Origin of the sequence: Chryseobacterium aurantiacum, assembly GCF_003020585.1 — a bacterium.
GTDB classification, from domain to species: domain Bacteria; phylum Bacteroidota; class Bacteroidia; order Flavobacteriales; family Weeksellaceae; genus Chryseobacterium; species Chryseobacterium aurantiacum.
Genome location: NZ_PXUE01000005.1, coordinates 99437 through 121726, shown reverse-complemented (window position 1 = coordinate 121726; position 22290 = coordinate 99437). Strand labels below are relative to the sequence as shown.

Annotated in this window: 22 protein-coding genes; 21 read left to right on the top strand and 1 reads right to left on the bottom strand. The window is 34.4% G+C overall.

The genetic code is table 11. The features are described 5' to 3' along the window. The first annotated feature begins 4 nt into the window (after positions 1 to 4). The 21 genes from C7D53_RS16675 to C7D53_RS16570 all read left to right on the top strand — a co-directional run bounded on the left by C7D53_RS16675 (position 5) and on the right by C7D53_RS16570 (position 20404). Entirely contained in the window at positions 5 to 310 is a 306-nt protein-coding gene (locus C7D53_RS16675; RefSeq protein WP_106917546.1) for an ATP-dependent Clp protease adaptor ClpS, read from the top strand. A gap of 210 nt (positions 311 to 520) precedes the next feature. Further along, positions 521 to 1135: a uridine kinase gene (gene udk, locus C7D53_RS16670; protein ID WP_076351707.1), complete on the top strand. Its 615-nt coding sequence runs from the start codon at positions 521 to 523 to the stop codon at positions 1133 to 1135. A gap of 4 nt (positions 1136 to 1139) precedes the next feature. Further along, positions 1140 to 1496 carry an FtsB family cell division protein gene (locus C7D53_RS16665; RefSeq protein WP_106917545.1) on the top strand — a complete coding sequence of 119 codons (357 nt, stop codon included), beginning with the start codon at positions 1140 to 1142 and terminating at the stop codon, positions 1494 to 1496. A gap of 85 nt (positions 1497 to 1581) precedes the next feature. Beyond that, positions 1582 to 2745 carry a methylmalonyl-CoA mutase family protein gene (locus tag C7D53_RS16660; RefSeq protein ID WP_106917544.1) on the top strand — a complete coding sequence of 388 codons (1164 nt, stop codon included), beginning with the start codon at positions 1582 to 1584 and terminating at the stop codon, positions 2743 to 2745. A 140-nt stretch (positions 2746 to 2885) separates the two neighbouring features. Beyond that, complete coding sequence (locus tag C7D53_RS16650) at positions 2886 to 4034, top strand: class I SAM-dependent methyltransferase (protein ID WP_106917543.1); 1149 nt, start codon at positions 2886 to 2888, stop codon at positions 4032 to 4034. 55 nt (positions 4035 to 4089) lie between these two features. Continuing rightward, on the top strand, positions 4090 to 4365 hold the full coding sequence (locus C7D53_RS16645; RefSeq protein WP_106917542.1) for a hypothetical protein: 276 nt from the start codon (positions 4090 to 4092) through the stop codon (positions 4363 to 4365). A gap of 171 nt (positions 4366 to 4536) precedes the next feature. Next, positions 4537 to 5916, top strand: a complete 1380-nt coding sequence (locus C7D53_RS16640; RefSeq protein WP_106917541.1) for a dipeptidase — start codon at positions 4537 to 4539, stop codon at positions 5914 to 5916. 211 nt (positions 5917 to 6127) lie between these two features. After that, a complete protein-coding gene (locus tag C7D53_RS16635) occupies positions 6128 to 7042 on the top strand; it encodes a T9SS type A sorting domain-containing protein (protein ID WP_106917540.1) in 915 nt (304 codons plus the stop codon). A gap of 362 nt (positions 7043 to 7404) precedes the next feature. Next, complete coding sequence (locus tag C7D53_RS16630) at positions 7405 to 8298, top strand: T9SS-dependent choice-of-anchor J family protein (RefSeq protein ID WP_106917539.1); 894 nt, start codon at positions 7405 to 7407, stop codon at positions 8296 to 8298. A gap of 77 nt (positions 8299 to 8375) precedes the next feature. Then, on the top strand, positions 8376 to 9083 hold the full coding sequence (locus tag C7D53_RS16625) for an SDR family oxidoreductase (protein WP_106917538.1): 708 nt from the start codon (positions 8376 to 8378) through the stop codon (positions 9081 to 9083). Between the two features lie 149 nt (positions 9084 to 9232). Further along, positions 9233 to 9979, top strand: a complete 747-nt coding sequence (locus C7D53_RS16620; RefSeq protein WP_106917537.1) for an electron transfer flavoprotein subunit beta/FixA family protein — start codon at positions 9233 to 9235, stop codon at positions 9977 to 9979. 41 nt (positions 9980 to 10020) lie between these two features. Next, entirely contained in the window at positions 10021 to 10968 is a 948-nt protein-coding gene (locus tag C7D53_RS16615) for an electron transfer flavoprotein subunit alpha/FixB family protein (RefSeq protein ID WP_106917536.1), read from the top strand. Between the two features lie 181 nt (positions 10969 to 11149). Then, the gene (locus tag C7D53_RS16610; RefSeq protein ID WP_106917535.1) at positions 11150 to 11749 is read left to right on the top strand and encodes a bifunctional nuclease family protein; all 600 of its coding nucleotides are present in this window, start codon (positions 11150 to 11152) and stop codon (positions 11747 to 11749) included. Between the two features lie 22 nt (positions 11750 to 11771). After that, on the top strand, positions 11772 to 13154 hold the full coding sequence (locus C7D53_RS16605; protein WP_106917534.1) for a nucleoside permease: 1383 nt from the start codon (positions 11772 to 11774) through the stop codon (positions 13152 to 13154). A gap of 296 nt (positions 13155 to 13450) precedes the next feature. Further along, positions 13451 to 13855, top strand: coding sequence for a hypothetical protein (locus C7D53_RS16600; protein ID WP_106917533.1), 405 nt, complete (start codon positions 13451 to 13453; stop codon positions 13853 to 13855). A gap of 2 nt (positions 13856 to 13857) precedes the next feature. Next, positions 13858 to 14268, top strand: a complete 411-nt coding sequence (locus C7D53_RS16595) for a hypothetical protein (protein WP_106917532.1) — start codon at positions 13858 to 13860, stop codon at positions 14266 to 14268. A gap of 58 nt (positions 14269 to 14326) precedes the next feature. Beyond that, positions 14327 to 15505, top strand: a complete 1179-nt coding sequence (locus C7D53_RS16590; RefSeq protein ID WP_106917531.1) for an acetyl-CoA C-acyltransferase — start codon at positions 14327 to 14329, stop codon at positions 15503 to 15505. Between the two features lie 106 nt (positions 15506 to 15611). Beyond that, on the top strand, positions 15612 to 17102 hold the full coding sequence (locus C7D53_RS16585; RefSeq protein WP_106917530.1) for an MFS transporter: 1491 nt from the start codon (positions 15612 to 15614) through the stop codon (positions 17100 to 17102). Between the two features lie 202 nt (positions 17103 to 17304). Beyond that, positions 17305 to 18231, top strand: a complete 927-nt coding sequence (locus C7D53_RS16580) for a mevalonate kinase family protein (RefSeq protein ID WP_106917680.1) — start codon at positions 17305 to 17307, stop codon at positions 18229 to 18231. A 10-nt stretch (positions 18232 to 18241) separates the two neighbouring features. After that, complete coding sequence (locus C7D53_RS16575; protein WP_106917529.1) at positions 18242 to 19171, top strand: UbiA family prenyltransferase; 930 nt, start codon at positions 18242 to 18244, stop codon at positions 19169 to 19171. Positions 19172 to 19234: 63 nt separating this feature from the next. After that, on the top strand, positions 19235 to 20404 hold the full coding sequence (locus C7D53_RS16570; protein ID WP_106917528.1) for a proline dehydrogenase family protein: 1170 nt from the start codon (positions 19235 to 19237) through the stop codon (positions 20402 to 20404). Between the two features lie 477 nt (positions 20405 to 20881). On the opposite strand, the gene C7D53_RS16565 is transcribed toward C7D53_RS16570, so the two are convergent. After that, a complete protein-coding gene (locus C7D53_RS16565) occupies positions 20882 to 21418 on the bottom strand; it encodes a helix-turn-helix transcriptional regulator (protein WP_106917527.1) in 537 nt (178 codons plus the stop codon). Positions 21419 to 22290 lie beyond the last annotated feature (872 nt).

Genomic DNA, 22290 nt, shown 5'->3' with positions numbered 1-22290 from the left:
TAGAATGAATTTTTATAATAGCATAAAAGACTACGAAAACCCGAAACGTCAGTATGAAGAAGAAGTCCTTGTATTGGATGATACGGATGACGTTTATAAACTAGTTTTGCATAATGATGATATCCACACATTTGATTATGTGATTGATTCTTTAATAGAAATATGCAAACATACCATGGAACAGGCAGAGCAATGTACAATGCTTGTTCACTATAAGGGCAAATGCACCGTGAAAACAGGCTCACTGGATGTTTTGAAGCCTATGCACGAAAAATTAATTTCACGCGAATTAACAAGTGAAATCGTATAAAATAAAATCCGGCAAATATATTGTCGGATTTTTTTATTGAATTCGCAGATGAAACACGGGCGACAGCACTAGATCACAAAGGATAATAACCTCTCCGAAAAATCTTTTAACATTTTAATTATTTAATCTTTTAATTTCTCAATAGTCTTACATTGCCATATTTTATCTAAAATAGTATATTTGTACCAACTATAAAGAAACAAAAAAATAATGCTTGTAATAGGAATTGCCGGAGGTACAGGATCCGGCAAAACTACAGTTGTTGATAAAATACTTCAGCAGCTTGATATTGAAGGAATGAATATCCTTTCTCAGGATAACTATTATCACGACAACCAGAATCTAACCTTGACGGAAAGAGAGGCCTTAAATTATGACCATCCGAAGTCCATTGATTTTGAATTACTGATAAAACACGTTAAAGCTTTAAAAAATAATGAGTCTATTGAACAGCCTATTTATAGCTTTGTAACGCATTCCAGAACAGGAGATCATGTAACTGTAGAACCTAAAAACGTATTGGTGGTAGAGGGAATTCTGGTTCTTACCAATAAAGAGTTACTGAAAGAATTTGACCTGAAGGTATTCGTTCATGCAGATTCTGACGAAAGACTAATCAGGCGTATCAGAAGAGATACCCAGGAAAGAGGAAGAGATCTGAGCGAAGTATTACACCGCTATCAGACTACCCTGAAACCAATGCACCAGGAATTCATTGAGCCATCTAAAAATGATGCCGATCTTATTATCCCTAATATGAAACAGAATTCCGTAGCGATTGATTTTTTAACCACTGTTATTAAAAACTCGTTGAGAAAACATTAAAAAAATGGAAGAAAACAAACTTATCAAAGACATTCAGCCGAAATCTGAAACGTTTAAACTTATCCAGACTTATATTCTGAATAAGTATACCATTACGATCTGTCTGTTTTTGGTATGGATGATTTTCTTTGACAAAACCTCATTTCTTGTAATCAATGAACTGAATGGTGAGATTCATAAGTATGAAGAGCAACTGGAGTATTATAAAAAAGAATACGAAAAAAATGATGCTTTTTATAAAAAACTGATGAACAACAAGTCAGAAAAAGAAAAATACGCAAGAGAAAATTATTTTATGAAAAAACCGAATGAAGAAATCTTTATTCTGGTGGTAGACAGTACAAAAGTCGCAAAAAAATAATACAATTTGAATAAAATAGGTCAATAGTGAACTTTACTTACAAAGCAGGGTTCACTATGACAGATTTATAAATTAAATAAAACTAATGTCAAATACAGCTACACTTCCAACCTGGGAAAATTTAGTAAAAAAGCAACTTAAAACAGAGGATATTTACCCTATTTTAGAAAAGGAAAATCTGGAGGGAATAGAAGTAAGACCTTTTTACACAGACGTTCAGAAACCTTTGGTAAACCTGCCAAAAGTTGAGGAAAGTACCCATTTGGTGGCCAAATACCACGAAAGTCTGGAAGATGAAGTATTTGCATTTGTGCTGGATCAAAACGTAGAAAATCTTGATGAAAAGACCATTTTTGTCAATAATAAAGATCTTGCAGGACATATTAGTCCAAAAGAAGAAGATCAATACTTCTCTCTTATTGATGTTTTTAACGAAAAAGACGGAAATATTGATGACCAATTGGCCAAAGAATTACTGGCAAAGGGCTTTAAAAGAAGTATTTGTGTAGATATTTCTTTACATCAGAATGCTGGAGCTGCCATCTATCAACAGCTTGGTATTGCTTTGGCAAAAACCAAAGAGCTGGTAGAAGTATACGGACCGGAAATTTTGAACAAATTGATCTTCAAAATAGCGGTAGGAGGCAATTATTTCTTCGAAATGGCAAAGTTGAGAGCCTTTAAAATGGTTTTTAATCAGCTTTCTAAGGAGTATAACCTGGATGAAGTTCCTTATATCTTCGCTGAAACTTCTTTTAGAAATAAGGCCGTTTCCGACAATGAAAATAACCTTATTCGATCTACTTTAGAACTTGCCGCAGCCATGATTGGAGGGGCAGATGCAGTGTACACCAATAATTATTTGGTAAGCAGAAGTACAGACAATTCTGAAGAGATTTCTTTCAAACAACAGATTGTTTTAGCTTACGAAAGTATCATCAATGTATTTGAAGATGCATCCAACGGAAGTTATTACGTTGAAGATGTTACCCAACAAATAGCAGACAAATCTTGGGCTTTATTCGTAGAAATAGAAGATGCAGGCGGATATCTTGAACTTTTAAGACAAGGAATTATTCAGAAAAAGATCTATGAACAAGCCGTTCAGGAGCAACAATGGATTGAAGAAGGCAAGATAAAGCTGATTGGAGTTAATTTATACCCCAAATTGGATGTCAAAAGGTCAATTGAAGAACTTTATAATGAAAAAGAAATAAAGGCCGTTCGTTGGGCAGAAATGTTTGAATAACATCTAATATTCATCACAGTCAATTACCAACCTATTCAAAATTAGCTAATTTATATACAGATTATATAGATAAAAATGTTGTCAGAAAAATAAACGGAAACATTTAATATGCATAATCATCTGTGCAATTTGTGAAATCTGTGGAAAATAAAATACTAAACAAAGAAATCCAAAACTATATCAATGCAAATCTAAATACAGACCTGCATTCGTTATTATTGAAAAAATCACCGTTTCCGGAGGTTTCCATGCTGAAAATTGTACAGCAGATCAAAGGAAAACAAGTGGCAGAAAGAAAATTTCCTTTTTTATTGACAGATGGAATTGTTTTCCCTCCACAGCTTAGTTTAGAGCAGTCATCATCTGAAAAAACAGCCCTTTATAAGTCTGAGATTTTAAAAGGCAAAAAATTCATTGATCTTACAAGTGGTTTTGGAATAGACGCGTATTATCTGTCTCAAAACTTTGAAGATATCACTTTAGTAGAGCAAAATACAGAGCTTTTAGAGATTGTAGAACACAATTGGAATACATTAGGAAAGCAGGCAAGATTTGTTAATCAGAAATTAGAAGATTTTTTAAATGAAAATCAGGAAAGTTTTGATATCATTTATTTAGATCCGGCACGCAGAGATCAAAATAAAAATAAGGTCTTTCTTTTAGAAGATCTTTCTCCAAACATCCTTGAAATCCAGGAAAAGTTACTATCAATATCAGAGCAGGTTATCATAAAGCTTTCTCCGTTAATTGATCTGAAATATCTTGTTTCAGCTTTATCCAATGTTTTCAGGATTGATAGCATTGCCCTGAAAAACGATGTAAAAGAAGTGGTGATCTTTTTATCCAAAGAAAATAAGAAAGATATTATTTGCAATTGTGTGAACCTCGAGAGCGGAGAATCTGCTTTTAGTTTTACTTTTGGGGAAGAGGAAAATGCCAAATCAGAGTATTCCGAACCTGAAAAGTTCATTTATATCCCCAATAATTCCATTTTAAAGACCGGGGCCTTTAATTTAATCTCAGAAAAATTTGGATTAAAAAAACTTCATCCTAATACTCATCTTTATACATCTGCTGAGAAAAAAGAAGATTTTCCCGGAAGAGTTTTTGAAATGGAAGTTATTGATTCTAAAAATGTTAAAAAGAAAAGTCAGTTTAATATTATTTCAAAAAACTATCCTTTAAAGCCCGAGGAAATCAAGAAGAAATATGGACTAAAAGATGGAGGAAATGACTACCTTATTTTTACACAATCCAAAAAAGGGAAAATAATTTTAAAATCAGTATAAAAATGTTGCCGAAAAAAGCAGGATTTCTTAATTTTGGGCAATCTAAAATTTAAGCATGAGAAAATTAATTATATGTTTAGCGATTGCAACGGTAGCTGTAAGTTGTAAAAAAGTACCTGCTGGGGGGAATAAAAACACTCTGAAACTAGAAGAAGGAGTAGAAAGATATTCTGATGATGTACAGGGAGGAGGAGAAGCTCACGGACATGAAGCTACTGCTGAACACAAAGAAGAGGCTGCAAAGCCTGAAGCTGCGGCTCCTAAAAAAGATAGTACTGCTGCTGCAAAGCCTGCTGAAACTACAGAAAAGGCTCCGGAAGCTAAACACTAATTATAAGTATACAATATACAATTGCCCTGTTTGTTTACAGGGCATTTTTATTTCAAAAAAATTGGTTCATAGGTTAATTACAGAGGAATAACCTAATTGTTCAGAAAATCCTCTGTTTTTACTTGGTCCTGCGGGGCTTTTTTTTTAATTTTAACCAAACAAATTTTTACAATGCAAGAGACATTAAATTACATTAACGAAAACAAACAGCGTTTCGTGGATGAATTATTTGAGTTATTGAGAATTCCTTCTATTTCTGCAGATCCGGCTTATAAAAATGACGTATTGAAGTGTGCAGATGTATGTGCAGAACACCTTAGAAATGCAGGAGCTGATCATGTTGAAATATGCGAAACAAAAGGATATCCTATTGTTTTTGGAGAAAAAATTATAGATACAAACCTGCCAACGGTATTGGTATACGGGCATTATGATGTGCAGCCGGCAGATCCATTGGAACTATGGAGAAAACCTCCTTTTGAACCTTATATTGAAAAAACAGAGCTTCATCCGGAAGGTGCTATCTTCGCAAGAGGTTCTGCTGATGATAAAGGACAGTTCTTCATGCATGTAAAGGCTTTTGAAGCGATGATGAAAACCAACACACTTCCTTGTAACGTTAAGTTCATCCTGGAAGGGGAAGAAGAGGTAGGTTCTGTAAGCTTAGGAGACTTTGTGAATGAAAATAAAGAAAAATTATCATGTGATTGTATCCTGATCTCGGATACTCATATCTATAGCAACGAACAACCTACTGTTACTACAGGTTTAAGAGGATTAAGCTATGTAGAAGTAGAGGTGGAAGGCCCAAACAGAGACCTTCATTCAGGGCTTTATGGTGGAGCGGTTCCCAACCCGATTCACGTACTTTCCAGAATGATTGCTAACCTAATTGATGAAAACGGACATATTACTATTGACGGTTTCTATGACAATGTAGAAGTAGTATCAGATTCCGACAGAACTGAAATGAATAAACTAAAGGATAACCCTGAGGAATTCAAAAAGTCAATAGGATTAAGCGGAGTGGAAGGTGAAAAAGGATACACAACGTTAGAAAGAGCTTCAATTCGTCCTACTTTAGACTGTAATGGTATCTGGGGTGGTTATACAGGAGAAGGAGCCAAGACGGTTATTCCATCAAAGGCATTTGCAAAAATCTCAATGCGTTTGGTTCCTTATCAGACTCCGGAAGAAATTACAGAGAAGTTTACAAAGTATTTTGAGAAAATTGCACCAGATACGGTAAAAGTAAAAGTAACGCCTCACCATGGAGGTATGCCTTATGTTCTACAAAGCGATACCAAAGAATTCTTGGCAGCTAAACAAGCTATGGAAACGGCTTTTGGTAAAGAAGTATTACCTTACAGAAGTGGGGGAAGTATTCCTATCACTTCTATGTTTGAAAAGGTTTTAGGGGCTAAATCTGTATTGATGGGCTTTGGACTGGATTCTGATGCGATCCACTCTCCAAACGAACATTATGGATTATTTAATTTCTACAAAGGAATTGAAAGTATTCCGTTGTTCTTTGAAAATTATTCAAAGTAATTAAATCTACTTACCATATAAATAAGGTGTTTCTGTAAAGAAATGCCTTATTTTTTTGTCTTATTTTGAGTATGGTTGAATAGTTCAGGTGATATTTTTAATGACATTTTGAAATTAAATTCATTGAATTTAAGAGTTTTAATTATTATTTCATTAAAGATATTTCACTTTATGTGGAAAGTTCTTATTTTTAATCCAAACTTGAAACCATATGAAAAAATACTACTCAATCGCACTTGCCTTGTCTGCAGTGCTTTCCTTTGCACAAACTATTTCCTTTGAAAACAATGAAGGGTTTATAAACGGAAATATTCACGGACAAGGAGCATGGATCAGCACTCCAACAGGAGGCGTTCCCGAAAATGTAACCAATCAGATCATTAGTCAGGATCATGCTACAGACGGAAACAATTCCCTGAAAATCGTTAGAGAATCCACTTTCGGAATTCAGTCTGAACCTATTATTGGCGGCTTTTATAACCTTCCGACACCGTTAAGCTTTACCAACTTTTCAGTTACATTTGATATAAATATGTCCCAGATTAATGGCTCTGTCTTCGGATTTCAGGCGGTAAATAGCCTGGAAGAGAAATATGTTGTAAGAGTGGATTTTGATAAAGCAGGAAAGATGAAGATTTTAGATTCCGTTTCAGGAATTCTAGGATTGATAGCTACCTCCGGACTATGGAGCCCTAATACCTGGTGTAGAGTCAAGGTAGTAGGAACCGCTACTGATATTAGATATTACCTCAATGACGTCTTGATCTATACGGGAAATGCAGTTTCTGCTTTTAGTATTGATCAATTGCGTTTCGTTCACAATAATGGTTTGGGAATCGCTTATATTGATAATATTAAGATCAATAGTGAAACGATGATGTCTGTGAAAGAAACAGGAGCAGATAAAAAGGGAATAGTACTGTATCCTAATCCTGTGAGCGACTTTATACACCTTAATTCGCCAAGTAAAATCAAAAATGTTAAAATATATGATCTGCTTGGAAAAAGAATTGAAGCTCAATTAAATGATGGGAAAGTAGATGTAAAAAATTTACCATTGGGAGAGTATTTATTAAATATTGAAACCGAAAAAGGAAATTTTACCGAAAAATTTATAAAAAAATAAGTAACAAAATCTTTAATAAAAATGAAACGCTCCATAGGGAGCGTTTTAAATTTGTTCTTTTATTAGTTTGATAATGAGTATCTAAGGCTGAAATTCCGATATAGAAAGTTCAATGGATTGTAAAGGAGTGAATTTAAATTAAGCAATACACTTGATTGTGTGTAAATTTTTAATGTAAATTATAATATTTGTTTATTTTATGTTTTGGATTAAAAGCTTTTTGTATATGATGAGTGTGTAGTTTTTCCTTTAAATTGGAATATATAATTCAATTTATTTCTTTTTTTAATGAAATTTTAATTGTTTATTTGGTTGTATGGTTGGGATTTTATATATTTACGATAATTAAAAAATAATTTATCATGAAGAAAATTTTACTATTGGGAGCTTTCCTAGGATTAAGCTCATTAAATGCTCAAACTACAATCTTTGAAGATAGTTTTGACACTTATACTGATTTTGCAATCAGTGGTGTAGGAAATTGGACATTAACAGATGTTGATTTAAAAACAACTTACGGTTTTCAGGGTGTTACATTTCTTAATTCTGGAGCAGCAAAATCTTTTCAGGTTTTTAACTCTACCGCTACAACTCCAGCGTTGACTCCTACTGCTACATCTAATTGGACTGCTAGAACAGGTTCTAAAATGATGGTTTGCTTTGCTGCAGGTTCTTCACCGTGGAATAATGATTGGATGATTAGTCCAAAAGTTCAATTAGGATCTTCAGGAAATGTACTTACTTTCTGGGCTAAATCTTGCGATTCAACTTTTGGAGCTGAAAAGTTTAAGGTCTTGGTATCTACAACAACTACAGCGACAGCAAGTTTTACTACTGTAATAAGTCCAAACCCAGTAACAACACCGGCAGATGCAACTTGGCATCAATATACTTATAACCTAGATGCTTTTAATGGACAGAATGTTCATATTGCGATCCAATGTATTTCGCAAGACCAATTTGGATTTGGTGTTGATGACTTCAAAGTTACTACAACAGGGACGTTAGCAACTTCTGAAGTTTCTAAAACGTCTGCTTCTGCTATCTCTGTTTATCCTAATCCAACAACTGATGTTCTTAACATTAATTCTAAGGAAAAAGTAAACAATATTGAAATTTATGACATCAGCGGAAGAAAAGTTCCTGCAGAGTTGAATGGTGATAAGGTAAATGTAAGAAACCTAAATCCAGGAAGCTATATCATTAATATTGAAACGAAAGCCGGTAAAACTACCGATAAATTCATCAAAAAATAATACCTGATAAATCTTAGTATCAGTAAAACGCTCCAATTGGAGCGTTTTTGTTATTTTAGAGAATTAAATATTGAATAATGTCAGAAAATAAAACAGCTTATATCACAGGAGGAACAAAAGGAGTAGGTTTTGGAATCGCCAGGATCTTACTCGAAAATGGAATCTCAGTGGCATTTTCAGGACGAAAAAAAGAGGACGTACTCAAGGCCGAAGAAGAGCTAAAGCAGTACTCAGAAAATGTACTGGGAATAGTATCTGATGTACGAAGCCTTGAAAGTGAAGAAGCAGCAGTAAAATATATCACTGAAAAATTCGGACGACTGGATTATGTAATAGCCAATGCAGGATTGGGAATATTTAAGCCCGTAGATGAACTGTCTGCCGAAGAATGGAATGACATGATTGAAACAAATCTTACCGGTGTTTTCTATACTTTAAAAGCCTCTGTAGAAGAATTGAAAAAGACTGAGGGGTATTATATTACCATTTCAAGTTTGGCAGGAGCCAACTTCTTTGAAAACGGAACAGGCTATAACGCTTCAAAATTCGGGGTAGTAGGGTTTACTCAGGCGGCCATGATTGATCTAAGAAAATATAATATCAAATCCACCGTCATTATGCCCGGATCTGTAGCCACCCATTTTAATGGAAATATTCCTTCAGAAAAAGACAGTTGGAAGATTCAGCCGGAAGATATGGGGAACCTGGTGTTAGATATTTTAAAGATGAATTCGAGGGTTCTGCCTAGTAAAATAGAGTTTAGAGCAACCCAGCCAGCGAAGTAAATACATCTAATGTATTGAATAATAATTTAGTAAGTATTATGCATGCATAATATATTTTTTATTTATATTAGCAAAAATTAATTTAAACAAAATCTCTGCATAAACTGTCATGATTTTATGCCTAAAAGAGAAAAAATAAAATAGTACACATGAAAATATTAGTTTGTATTAGTAGTGTTCCGGATACTACTTCCAAAATTAACTTTACAGCAGATAAGTCTGCATTTGACAAAAATGGAATTCAGTGGGTAATTAACCCGCTAGATGAATTTGCGTTGACAAAAGCGGTTAAACTTCAGGAATCTCAGGGAGCAACTGTAACAGTAATCAACGTAGGAGATGCTGCTACAGAACCTGTAATCAGAAAAGCTTTAGCCATCGGTGCAAATGATGCAGTAAGAGTAAACCTTGATCCAAAGGATAGCTATTCTACAGCAAAAGAAATTGCTGCTGTAGCTCAAAACGGAGGATATGATCTTATCCTTTGTGGTAAGGAATCAATTGATTATAACGGAGGTTCTGTTCCGGGAATGGTAGCTCAATTGCTAAGCCAGCCTTTCGTAAATGCATCTGTAGGATTAGATGTAAACGGAAGTGAAGCTACTGCGATAAGAGAAATCGAAGGAGGAAAAGAAACTATTTCTGTAAAATTACCGGCAATTATTGCAGGTCAGAAAGGATTGGTAGACGAAAAAGACCTTATCATTCCAAACATGAGAGGAATTATGTCTGCAAGAACAAAACCTTTACAGGTAGTAGAACCTACTTCATCTGAAGTAAAAGTTCAGGGAGTATCTTATGATAGCGTTCCACCAAGAGCTGCTGTGAAAATGGTTTCTCCAGACAATTTAGATGAATTGGTAAGACTACTTCACGAAGAAGCTAAAGTGATCTAATCTTTTAATCCTTTAATTTTTTAATCTTTAAATTTAAGAAAATGGCAGTATTCGTATACGCAGAAAATATAAATGGAGTTTACAAAAAAGCAGCTTTCGAAGCAGTTTCTTATGCTAAAGCAGTTGCAGATAAAGCAGGTGACACTGTTACAGCAATCTCTGTAAACCCTACCGATTCTTCAGATTTATTATACAAATATGGAGCATCCAATGTTATCAATATTAAAGACGAAGGTCTTAAAAACTTTTCAGCTAAAGCATTTGCACAAGCTGTAAATGAAGTGGTAGATGGAAACATTATTGTTTTCCCTCACACTACAGATGCTTCCTCAGTAGCACCAATGTTGGCAATTATGAAGAACTATTCTTTAATTACCAATGTTTTGGAAGCTCCGGAAAGCCTTTCTCCTTTCCAGGTAAAGAGAAGAGCGTTCTCAGGAAAAGGATTCATGCATGCAAAAGCTGAAGGAAACGGGGTAATCATTACTGTTTCTCAGAATGCTTTTGGTGTTAAAGAAAATGCAGTATCAGGTTCAGAAGAAGTTAAAAACTTATCAGTAGCCAATGAAGATACTAAAGTAATTTCTCACGAACAAAGTTCAGGTAAACTAGACCTTAAAGAAGCTGAAATAGTTGTTTCAGCAGGTAGAGGAATGAAAGGTCCTGAAAACTGGGGAATGATTGAAGATTTAGCAAACGTTTTAGGAGCTGCTACTGCATGTTCTAAGCCTGTTTCTGATATCGGATGGAGACCTCACACTGAGCACGTAGGACAAACAGGTAAAGCCATTGCACCGAACCTTTACATTGCAGTAGGGATTTCAGGAGCAATTCAGCACCTTGCCGGAGTAAACTCTTCAAAAACTATTGTAGTAATCAACAGCGACGCTGAAGCACCGTTCTTCAAGTCTGCAGATTACGGAGTAGTAGGAGATGCTTTCCAGATTATTCCTGCATTAACAGAGAAAATCAAGGCAATAAAAGGATAGATAAGAAATGGTGAATAGTCAATTCACTTTGCTTGTATATTTTTAATATTAACAGGCGAAGTAAAATTCACGATTGACCATTGATAATCATATACAATACAATAAAAGCTCGGCTTTCCGGGCTTTTATTTTTGTGTAAAAAAGTGAAATCACAACAAAAAATTAATCTATATTTGTAGCTATGGATTATAAACAGCTAATTATTCGCGGAATATCGTACAGCCAGACACAATCAGGGGCGTACGCATTGTTACTGGAGCATGAAGAAACACACATAAAATTACCTGTTGTTATAGGAAACTTCGAAGCCCAATCTATCTCTCTTGGACTGGAAAAAGATATCCATCCACCGCGTCCTCTTACCCATGACTTATTCACAAAATTTATAGTTTCTGCCAATTATGAGCTGGTTTCTGTTATCATTTATCAGATTGTAGATGGCGTATTCTTTTCAAATATTAACTTTAAAAACAAGGTTAACGAAGAAGAATTAATCCTTGATGCAAGAACTTCAGATGCTGTTGCTATGGCTGTGAGGTTTGATGCTCCCATCTTTACAACACAGCAAGTGCTAAACGAGGCTGGAATTTTATTGGAATTGGAAGATGTTTCGAAAGAAGAACAGACTTTTTCAGAAACGGTACAAACCGAAGATGCCTTAACGTCTCTTTCCATGGAAGAACTTCAGAAATTATTGGATGACGCCGTTAAAGAAGAAGATTATGATACCGCTCTTGAAATCCAGGAAGAAATCAAGAGAAGGAAAAAGAAAATTGACTAAAAAGAGATACTTTATATAAACTATGAATTTAAAATTACGACTGACCATCCTCAGCTTTCTCCAGTTTTTCGTCTGGGGAGCATGGCTGATAACGATGGCAAACTTCTGGTTTGGCACAAAACATTGGGAAGGAACACAGTTTGGAGCTGTTTTCGGAACAATGGGAATTGCTTCTATTTTTATGCCTACCATTACTGGAATTATCGCTGACCGTTGGATAAATGCCGAGCGTATCTTTTCAGTACTACATATCCTTTATGGGGTTATACTTTTCATATTGCCGCATTCTGCAGATCCGAATTCTTTTTTCTCGGTAATGCTTGTTGCCATGTGTTTTTATATGCCTACCATTGCCTTGGCTAATTCAATTTCTTACACGATTTTGAAGAATAATAATTTTGATGTAGTAAAAGATTTTCCGCCAATTCGTGTATGGGGAACCATTGGTTTCATTGTAGCCATGTGGATTACCAACCTTAGTGGAAATAAAGCGACGGAAGGACAATTTTATATTGGTGGAGCTGTTGCCATTTTTCTAGGGATTTACGCCCTTACTTTGCCGAAATGCCCACCACAGAAATTAATCGATAAAAATTCACCATTATCAGAGCAATTAGGATTAAATGCATTTAAACTTTTCGGAGACTATAAAATGGCATTGTTCTTTTTGTTTTCTATGCTTTTAGGGGCTGCCCTTCAGTTAACGAATGCTTATGGAGATGTCTTCCTAAGTGAGTTTGCTCACTTCCCGAAATACGCAGACTCATTCGTAGTGCAGAGGTCTACAATTATTATGTCAATTTCGCAGGTTTCAGAGACACTGTTTATATTAGCAATTCCTTTTTTCCTGAAAAAATTCGGTATAAAAAAGGTAATGCTGATGTCTATGCTGGCATGGGTACTAAGATTTGGATTCTTTGCCTATGGAGTTCCGGACGGATTTGGATTGTCTTTAATCATTCTTTCATGTATCGTATACGGAATGGCTTTCGATTTCTTTAATATCTCAGGATCGCTTTTCGTAGAGACTACAACAGATAGGAAAATTCGTTCATCTGCACAAGGATTATTTATGATGATGACCAATGGTTTTGGAGCTGTTTTTGGTAGCTATATTGCAGGCTGGGCGATTGATAAATTCTTTACCCATAAATTTACAACGGCCACAGATCTTTCTACTTATTTAGAAACCTCTCCGGATAATCCTACATTCCTTGAAATTCTGAAAAATAGCTTTAATGCAGTGGTAAACTCAGATGGTACCCTTTCCACTGTTGTTATGGTAAAAGACTGGCATCAGATATGGCTTTCATTCGCAATTTATTCATTGGTTCTTGCTATATTCTTCGCTGTTTTATTTAAGCACAAGCATAAGCCTGAAGATGTATCTTCAGTAAAGCATTAATTCAATTAAAATAATAAAATATAAAAATGCACTTTCGCAAGAGAGTGTATTTTTTTTATTTAAAATCCATTTCATAATTATGCTTGCCTTTCAATGAGCATAAAATGTGATTTAAAAATTATCGTATCAGTATTTTTGATTTTTAAATTTAATAATAAAATTGCTTTATTGTTGTTGAATTGTCAAATCAAAAACTATTTTATTGTAACTAATGGTTATTAGGAAAGCGAAACATATGTTTAGAAACAGATGATTTAAAAATGTGTTTTTTTTTGTATTTTGGCACTTTAGTAAATATGAGAAATATTCAATTATTAGGATTACTATTAGTGGTTGTAGGCAGTTTTCTTCCTTTGGTGCATGTTCCTATCATAGGAAACTGGAACTATTGGAAGCTTGATCACTATTTGGCTATTATGTGTTGGATTTTTGCCGCATGTGCCGTATTTGGAGTTGTAAATAACAATACAAAAATCGTAAGGTTTTTTGGCATTTTGCTTATTGTTTTATTTGCATTCACCTTGGTAGCTGTCAAAATGCAGTCTTTAGAATACTTTAGCTTTTTACCTTTCAAATCCTGGAGAGAGGCTTTTGCAGGAGTTGTTAAATTAAAGTGGGGTTGGGCTGTAGAATTTTTAGGCGCTTTTCTAATGGTTTTAGCCGGAAATAATAAAAAAGTAAATCAACGGACACAACTATAAGTATGAACCTTTTTAAAGTATTTTCAGTTGGGATTTTGGTGTTGGCAGCAACTCAGGTCAAATCCCAGAAAACTGAACAGAAAACCCCGGATAACCCTACTAAATGTTCCAATATAAAGGAGGGGAAATTTGTACGGTCTAATTATCCGGAAAGCATTTGGTATATGACCATTAAGGATAATATTCAAACCGAATATTTAAACAATGGTAAAGATTATATAAAATCAACACTGGTTTTTGTAGATGATTGTAATTATAAAGCAATTGTCATGGAAAAAAGTGATAAAACAGATCCCATTCAGGTAGGAGAAGTTTTTAATAATAAAGTGGTGGCAACTCAGGACGATCTTCTTAAAGTGAATATTAAGATTGGGAATTCTGAATTTAATGCCGTATACGTAAAAGTAAAATAAATTTAATTATAAAAGTGGAGCAGTAGTTTCATTTTAGCTAAAAATAAAAATTATATACATGAAAGAAGTATTCATTGTTTCCGCAGTAAGAACACCTATGGGGAGTTTTATGGGAAGTTTGTCAACAGTTCCAGCTACAAAACTAGGAGCTACTGCCGTAAAAGGAGCATTAGATAAAATCGGTTTAGATCCTGCCAATGTTCAGGAAATTTATATGGGGAATGTTTTGCAGGCAGGAGAAGGACAGGCGCCAGCTCGTCAGGTTGCTTTAGGAGCAGGTCTTTCAATCAACACCCCTTCTACTACAGTAAATAAAGTTTGTGCTTCAGGAATGAAAGCTGTAACAATGGCAGCACAGGCTATCAAGGCTGGTGATGCAGAAGTAATTGTTGCCGGAGGTATGGAAAACATGTCTTTAGTGCCTCATTACTATAATGCAAGAGTTGCTACAAAACTAGGAGATATCAAAATGTTGGATGGTATGGTACTGGACGGTCTTACAGACGTATACAATAAAGTACATATGGGTGTATGCGCAGAGAAATGTGCAGTAGATTACAGCATTACAAGAGAAGATCAGGATAACTTTGCTATAGAGTCTTATAAAAGATCAGCAAAAGCTTGGAGCGAGGGTAAATTCAACGAAGAAATTGTTCCTGTTTCTATTCCTCAAAGAAAAGGAGATCCTGTCATCTTTGCTGAAGATGAAGAATATAAGGCAGTAAACTTTGACAGAATTACAACCCTTCCTACTGTTTTCAAAAAAGAAGGAGGAACCGTAACGGCAGCCAATGCTTCTACATTAAATGACGGAGCATCTGCATTAATCCTTGTTTCTAAAGAGAAAATGGAAGAATTGGGGCTTAAGCCATTGGCAAAAATAGTTTCTTATGCTGATGCAGCACAAGAGCCTGAAAACTTTACCACAGCACCAGCTAAAGCATTGCCTATCGCTCTTAAAAAAGCAGGTCTGGAAGTTTCTGATATCGATTTCTTCGAGTTTAATGAAGCTTTCTCTGTAGTAGGATTGGCAAATAACCAAATCCTTAAACTAGACGCTTCTAAAGTTAACGTAAACGGAGGAGCTGTAGCATTAGGACACCCACTGGGAAGTTCAGGTTCAAGAATCATCGTTACCTTAATCAACGTATTGAAGCAAAATAATGCAAAATACGGTGCTGCAGCTATCTGCAACGGTGGTGGTGGAGCTTCTGCTATTGTTATTGAAAATATCTAATATTCTGTTTCAGAATATATTACCATTAAGAAATGTATAATTTTTTTAAAAAATAACCCATTTCTTAATGGTTTTTCTATTTTTGTGCTACTAATATTTAATTGAAATGTCTGAAACTGAGAATCGACAGCCTAAAAACATAAAGAATAATCCAAAGATTATGAAGGCTTGGGCTGTATATGACTGGGCAAACTCCGTGTACTCCCTGGTTATTACCTCTACCATTTTCCCTATTTATTACTCTATTCTTACCACAGCGTACGAAAAAAAGGAATATGTAGCAGAAACAAAAAAGTGGATTGATGTCCCGGTGAGGCATATGATCAAGATCTTTGGTAATGAATACCAACCCGATGCGGTATATGGTTATTCATTAACAATATCATTCTTTATTGTGGTATTACTATCTCCATTTTTATCTTCCCTGGCGGATACCATCGGTAATAAAAAATCATTCCTGCAGTTCTTCTGCTATCTGGGAGCAACATCTTGTATGGGATTGGCTATGTTCACGGGAATGCATAACGTATTTCTCGGGCTTCTTTTCAGTATCACGGCAAGTGTCGGGTTCTGGGGAAGTTTAGTATTCTATAACTCATTTCTTCCGGATATTGCAACTCCTGACAGGCAGGATGCACTTTCGGCAAGAGGATATGTCTATGGGTACCTGGGCTCGGTAGTTTTAGTAGTAATTTGTTTGATATTGATTCAGGTTTTTGCTAAAGGAGCAGCGCAACAACTATTATTTACAAGAATCAGCTTCCTGTTGACCGGTGCATGGTGGTTTGGGTTTTCACAATATACCTTTAAGCATCTGCCTCAGTTTGGAGATGTAAAAGATAAGCTTCCTAAGGATCTTGTATTGTTGAATTACAAAAACATCTTTAAAAGACATGAAGAGCAGGGCGGCTTTTTTGAAGTATTGAAAGACAACATGAGCTTTTATAAGGATATTGCGAAAGAAAGTTTTCACGAATTGTTTAAAGTCGGTGGAGAACTTTTTAAGGATAGAAACCTAAAATTCTTCCTTTCGAGCTTCTTCTTTTACAGTGTAGGAATGCAGACAATCTTCCTTATGGCAACCCTATTTGGAAAAAGTGAAATTAACCTTGCGCAGGATAAACTGATCGGGACTCTTTTGGTGATTCAGATTGAAGCCATTATCGGGGCTGTTATTTTCTCCAGATTGTCAAAAAAAATAGGAAACAGAAACGTAATCTCAATAGCCATTTTCTTATGGATTGTAGCTTGTTTATGGGCTTATTTCTTAAATAAGGAAAATCCTACAGTAGAATATCAGTTCTATGGTGTGGCCGCAGTAGTAGGATTGGTAATGGGAGGTCTTCAGGCAATGTCCAGATCTACGTACTCAAAGTTGCTTCCTGAAAATTCTATGGAAAATACCACCTATTTCAGTTTCTATGATGTATTGGAAAAGATTGCCATCATTATTGGTACATTTATCTTTGCAACATTAATTGAGCACTTTAATAACATGCGTATTGCAGCTTTATCTATGACATTGTTTTTCGGGGCAGGATTAGTATTGATCCGATTCCTGAAAGTTACAATGCGAAAAGACAGAGAAACATTATAAAAAATTAAAAGACGTTATTTTTAACGTCTTTTTTTTGTCTTATTAGATATTTTCAACAAATAAATCTTGAAATATGAAGCTTTTTTCGTATTTTTAAATAGTAATTGAGTGGAATAAAAGCAAAATGGTTGATAATTCGGCCTGGGTTTTGCTTATATTCAGCGGAATAATTTTTAACTTTGCAAAAAGATTTATTGTCAAGATGACCAACCCTCTATTTTATGCAAAAATAATTCTGTTTGGAGAATATGGAATGATTGAAGATTCCCAGGGGCTTGTAGTACCTTACAGCTTCTATAAAGGAACTTTGAAATTCTCAGATTTAGGTTCTGAATTTGAACTTAACTCCAACAGGCATCTGCAGAAATATTCAGACTTTCTTACAACGCTTGATCTTTCTGATGATTTTACATTGGATATTGAAAGTTTTAAAAGCGATATTTCAAACGGACTTTTCTTTGATTCTAATATTCCGCAGGGATATGGAGTGGGAAGTTCAGGTGCATTAGTTGCTGCTATCTTTGAAAAATATTCAGTCAGTAAACTGAATCCTGAAAATATATCAAAGGAAAATCTTAAAAAATTAAAAGCAATTTTCGGTGAAATGGAAAGCTATTTCCATGGTAAAAGTTCTGGAATGGATCCTTTGATCTGTTACATGAACCTGCCCATTCTTATCGAAAACAAAGAAAATCTAGACAGAGTATCCATTCCTGAAGGACAAGAGGGAAAAGGAGCTATATTCCTTATCGATTCCGGAATCACAGGTGAAACCGGTCCAATGATACAAATCTTCTTTGAAAAAATGAAGACCGAAGGATTCCGTAAAACACTGAAAGAAGAATTTATCCGTTATAACAACGCATGTATTGAATCTTTCCTGAAAAAAGATATGAATCCTTTCTTTAGAAACCTTAAAAAGCTTTCTCACTGGGCGTATGAACATTTCCGTCCTATGATTCCTGAAAGTATTTTTAAGATCTGGAAAAAAGGACTGGATTCCAATGCTTATTACTTAAAACTTTGCGGAAGCGGAGGTGGAGGCTACATTTTGGGCTTTACCCAAGATTACGAAAAAGCAGAGAAAATGCTTGACGGCTTCCAAAAAGAAGTGATTTACAGATTTTAAATAGATTGGAATGAATTCTGAAAAAGAAACTTTCCAATCTAAGAACTATATTTCAAAATCTTTATCCTATAGATTTTCACAATTCGTGGGCTTTTTGCTCGGAGCGCGCTTTTTTGTAGCTGCCCTGTTGACATTTGCCCTTTACGTTTCTACTTTCTTCCTTTTCAATCAGGATGAATCTTTCAAAAAATTTGTCTTTGATTTTAAAGTGCACGGCATTATTTTCTGCACCGTTCTTACCATTTTAGCAGGCGGAATTATCAACCAGTTTTATGATCTTGAAAAGGATTCTGTTGTAAAACCTTTTAGAACAAGAGTACAAAGCTTCATCAAACAGAAGTATTTTTTATATGCCTATTTGGGACTTAGTGCCATTTCCTTAGGAGTAGCATGGATGATTTCTCATAATGTTTTCCTCTTTTTTGTGGTTTATCAGTTTTTTATGTGGTTTTACAGCCATAAATTAAGTCGGGTGCTTATAGTCAATAACCTTACTTTTGTAAGCCTTACCCTTTATCCGTTCTTTGGAATGATGGTATATTATGAAACCTTTTCCAAGAAAGTTTTTCTAATGGCGGTCTTTCTTTTTCTTATCCTTTTATGTATTGATATTGTAAAGGATACCCTTACAAGAAGTGTAGATAAAACCTTTGGATATACTACTATTCCCAATTACTTTAAAGCAAGAAATACAAAGATTATCCTGATTTCCTTACTGATTGTAACGATGATTGTTTCTATGAAGATTATTACCAAAACCGGAGTAGAAGGCTTTATGGCTTATTACTTTGCCGGTGGGCTATTTGTAATGATTTTTTGTGTCTTTCTTCTCTTGAAAGGTTCAAGAAGAAATAACTTTCTTATACTAAGTGTGTTACGTCTTTGGGTTTTCGTTGGAATCATTGCAATGCTTCTCAATGGAATTGAGCATAAATTGTAAAAAAAATCTTTAAATAAACTGAGGTTATTATTACCTTTGCATAACTAAATTTAATAAATAGGAATGCCCATTTTTAATGATACAAAAGTTGCATTTGCAGATAAGTCGGATGCGCAATTGAGAAAGGCTTACTGGATGTTTAAAATGATTGAACAGCCCGCTCTTACAAGCCTAGGAACCTCTGTTCTTAATTTCACAGTACACAATAACTTTCCGTTCGTTACAGGAATTGTAAAAAGCACTTTGTTTGAACAATTCTGTGGTGGAGAAACCCGTGAAGAAAGTATGAAGGTGGTGAAACAGCTTTTCAAAAGAGGAGTTGGAAGTATTTTTGATTATTCCATAGAGGGTAAGGAAGATGAGGAAACCTTTGATGCGGTATGCAAGGAAATTAAGGATATTGTAAGGTTCTCAGTAGGAAATCCTGCAATTCCTTTTATCGTATTTAAACCTACAGCATTCGGAAGAATTGATCTTTATGAAGCTGTTGGAAAAGGAGCAGAGCTTACTACAAGTCAGAAAGAAGAATGGGAAAGAGTAGTAAAAAGATTTGATGAAGTGTGTAGTCTTTGTCATGAAAATGATAAAAAAGTAATGGTAGATGCTGAAGAAACCTGGATGCAGGACGCGGCAGATCACCTTTGCGAAGAGATGATGGAGAAATACAACCAGGAAAAACCTATCGTTTGGAATACCATCCAAATGTACAGAACAGGAAGACTGGAATATATGGAAGCTAATCTTCAGAGAGCAAGAGAAAAGAATTATTTTATCGGATATAAGATTGTTCGTGGTGCTTATATGGAGAAAGAGAGAGCCAGAGCTGCAGAAAAAGGATATCCGGATCCAATTCAGCCTAGCAAAGATGCTTCAGATAAAAACTATAATTCAGGAATTGACTTTGTTATGAACCATCTGGATAAAGTATCTGCATTCTTTGGAACCCATAATGAGATCTCTTCAGAATTGATTATGGATAAAATGAAGGCTAAGTCTTTGGAAAGTGGAAATCCACACGTTTATTTTGGACAGCTTTACGGGATGAGTGATAATATTACATTCTACTTATCAGATAAAGGCTATAATGTGGCTAAATATCTTCCATATGGACCTGTAAAGGATGTTGTTCCATATCTTACAAGAAGAGCTCAGGAAAACACTTCAGTAGCCGGACAAACCGGAAGGGAGCTTGGGTTGATCAAGAAAGAACTAGAAAGAAGAAAAAGACAATAAGATTGTTATCAAATAAAAAATAAAGCCTGCAAATTTTGCAGGTTTTTTTATGGGAGCTCAACAAAAAAATAAACTATTTATGTAAATTTTAAATAGTATCATAAATTAATGATTCTGAATCTATTTGTTTGTAGTATTAATTATTTGTTAAAATAATTTAATTTTTATTGCCAATTTAGTTTAAAATTTTTATATTTGATAAAACTATAAAAAACTAATGCATGAAATATCTTCACTTACTGTTTTCCTATACAAAGTGACATAAATTTTCATACTCACTGAGAATAGCAGCTCTTACTAAAATAAAAAAAACATAGATCCCTTAAAATGCTCATATGCTTATATTGATAAGTGAGAGGGTAGAACTCTATGAATGGATTCATATAAATTTAAAAAATAAATAAAGCAAATAGCTTTAGTTTTCTTCTTCAAATATTTTTTAGCCCGGCCATTTTCTTTGACCGGGTTTTTGCAGTTTTAGGGTTCAAAACTTTCAAATTTTCCGTTATCATAGAACAGAACAATGCGTTTTATTTTATTTGTTTGATTTCCAATTACTTGGCTAATTATTTCTTCCGGCGAATTTCCTAATCGCTGAGAATCCGATATTTTTTCCTGAGCTTTATCTTCGGATGATATAAATGATTCTCCAGAACCAGATTGAGGAAGTTCTATTTCGGTTTCTTCTGCCCCAAAATCATCATCATTATTCATCATGGTGAAAAGATCCGGCAGAGGGGTAGTCCTTACCTTATCTTCTTCCGTTTGGTTCCCTAAAATCTCAACTTCCGGTAATTCTGCCTTCAGCATTTCACCTTCACCTGTGACCAACCAGTCCCAAAGAAGTTCGGGGAAACGAGACTTTATCTTTATGATAAACTCCAGAGAAGGTTTATTTCTTCCGGACGTAATGTGCGAAATTGAGGAGCGCTGTACATCAATCTCATCTGCAAATTCAGATGGGGTAAGATTTGAATACTCTATAACCTTTGAAATTCTTTCATTTAAACTCATAAAATAAGCCTTTAATTATTTTACAAATGTAAATAATATAATTTACAAAAGCAAAATACAAATGTAAACAAATTGAAGTATTTGTGAAATACATTTGTAAACAAATATCATGTCATTAATAATCATATAGTTATGTACCAATTACAATTGTATTTATTTGAATAGCAGTATTTGATTCCCTAAGCCTCAAATGATGAGTATATCTTTTTTTGCTACTATAAAACTGATTATAAATGTAAATTCAGACAAATATGAGCTCTATTTTACCCTTAAATTTCCCTATTCTATCTGTTTACATAGTTAATTGACTATAAAAATTAAAAAGGGTGTAAAATTCACTTAAATCAGGCTATAACTGTACTATAAGCCCATAATTGAGTTGTATATAAATGTAAATTACGTTTGTAAATCACCTTTTATACCTACTTATCTTAATTTTTATAGATAAATATCTTTTCTGAGCCAGATTAACTTTTTGTAAACTTTAGAAATGAACGGAAAAGAAGTATTTAGAATTAATGTATAAGTAAATTTCAAAATTTTCGACTATTTACAAATGTGTGAATAGGTAAACTTCTAGGTTTTCCACAATATTCTTGTTTAATAAAAATATGCTCATTTGGCTTAAAACAGCTTTTTAATGACTTCAAGTATCCTTACAAATAATATTGAGATAAATTTCATAACTAGCTGATTTAATGTATTTTAAATATGTTCAATTAAATTATTCGCAATCCACAATTTTATCAACAGACAATTTGTCAACCCATGCTGTTTAGCAATGTTACGTATGTTAATAGTCTTATGATACACTCAACCTTATTATTTAACTTTTGTAAATTACAATTCTAAATAGAAAATTGACCTTGTTT

Coding starts and splice junctions, on each gene's coding strand:
- C7D53_RS16605 (WP_106917534.1), top strand. CDS start 11,772: ATGAATTTAAAATTACGACTGACCATCCTCAGCTTTCTCCAGTTTTTC.
- C7D53_RS16610 (WP_106917535.1), top strand. CDS start 11,150: ATGGATTATAAACAGCTAATTATTCGCGGAATATCGTACAGCCAGACA.
- C7D53_RS16625 (WP_106917538.1), top strand. CDS start 8,376: ATGTCAGAAAATAAAACAGCTTATATCACAGGAGGAACAAAAGGAGTA.
- C7D53_RS16665 (WP_106917545.1), top strand. CDS start 1,140: ATGGAAGAAAACAAACTTATCAAAGACATTCAGCCGAAATCTGAAACG.
- C7D53_RS16640 (WP_106917541.1), top strand. CDS start 4,537: ATGCAAGAGACATTAAATTACATTAACGAAAACAAACAGCGTTTCGTG.
- C7D53_RS16675 (WP_106917546.1), top strand. CDS start 5: ATGAATTTTTATAATAGCATAAAAGACTACGAAAACCCGAAACGTCAG.
- C7D53_RS16635 (WP_106917540.1), top strand. CDS start 6,128: ATGAAAAAATACTACTCAATCGCACTTGCCTTGTCTGCAGTGCTTTCC.
- C7D53_RS16595 (WP_106917532.1), top strand. CDS start 13,858: ATGAACCTTTTTAAAGTATTTTCAGTTGGGATTTTGGTGTTGGCAGCA.
- C7D53_RS16590 (WP_106917531.1), top strand. CDS start 14,327: ATGAAAGAAGTATTCATTGTTTCCGCAGTAAGAACACCTATGGGGAGT.
- udk (WP_076351707.1), top strand. CDS start 521: ATGCTTGTAATAGGAATTGCCGGAGGTACAGGATCCGGCAAAACTACA.
- C7D53_RS16570 (WP_106917528.1), top strand. CDS start 19,235: ATGCCCATTTTTAATGATACAAAAGTTGCATTTGCAGATAAGTCGGAT.
- C7D53_RS16585 (WP_106917530.1), top strand. CDS start 15,612: ATGTCTGAAACTGAGAATCGACAGCCTAAAAACATAAAGAATAATCCA.
- C7D53_RS16620 (WP_106917537.1), top strand. CDS start 9,233: ATGAAAATATTAGTTTGTATTAGTAGTGTTCCGGATACTACTTCCAAA.
- C7D53_RS16615 (WP_106917536.1), top strand. CDS start 10,021: ATGGCAGTATTCGTATACGCAGAAAATATAAATGGAGTTTACAAAAAA.
- C7D53_RS16660 (WP_106917544.1), top strand. CDS start 1,582: ATGTCAAATACAGCTACACTTCCAACCTGGGAAAATTTAGTAAAAAAG.
- C7D53_RS16645 (WP_106917542.1), top strand. CDS start 4,090: ATGAGAAAATTAATTATATGTTTAGCGATTGCAACGGTAGCTGTAAGT.
- C7D53_RS16600 (WP_106917533.1), top strand. CDS start 13,451: ATGAGAAATATTCAATTATTAGGATTACTATTAGTGGTTGTAGGCAGT.
- C7D53_RS16575 (WP_106917529.1), top strand. CDS start 18,242: ATGAATTCTGAAAAAGAAACTTTCCAATCTAAGAACTATATTTCAAAA.
- C7D53_RS16580 (WP_106917680.1), top strand. CDS start 17,305: ATGACCAACCCTCTATTTTATGCAAAAATAATTCTGTTTGGAGAATAT.
- C7D53_RS16565 (WP_106917527.1), bottom strand. CDS start 21,418: ATGAGTTTAAATGAAAGAATTTCAAAGGTTATAGAGTATTCAAATCTT.
- C7D53_RS16630 (WP_106917539.1), top strand. CDS start 7,405: ATGAAGAAAATTTTACTATTGGGAGCTTTCCTAGGATTAAGCTCATTA.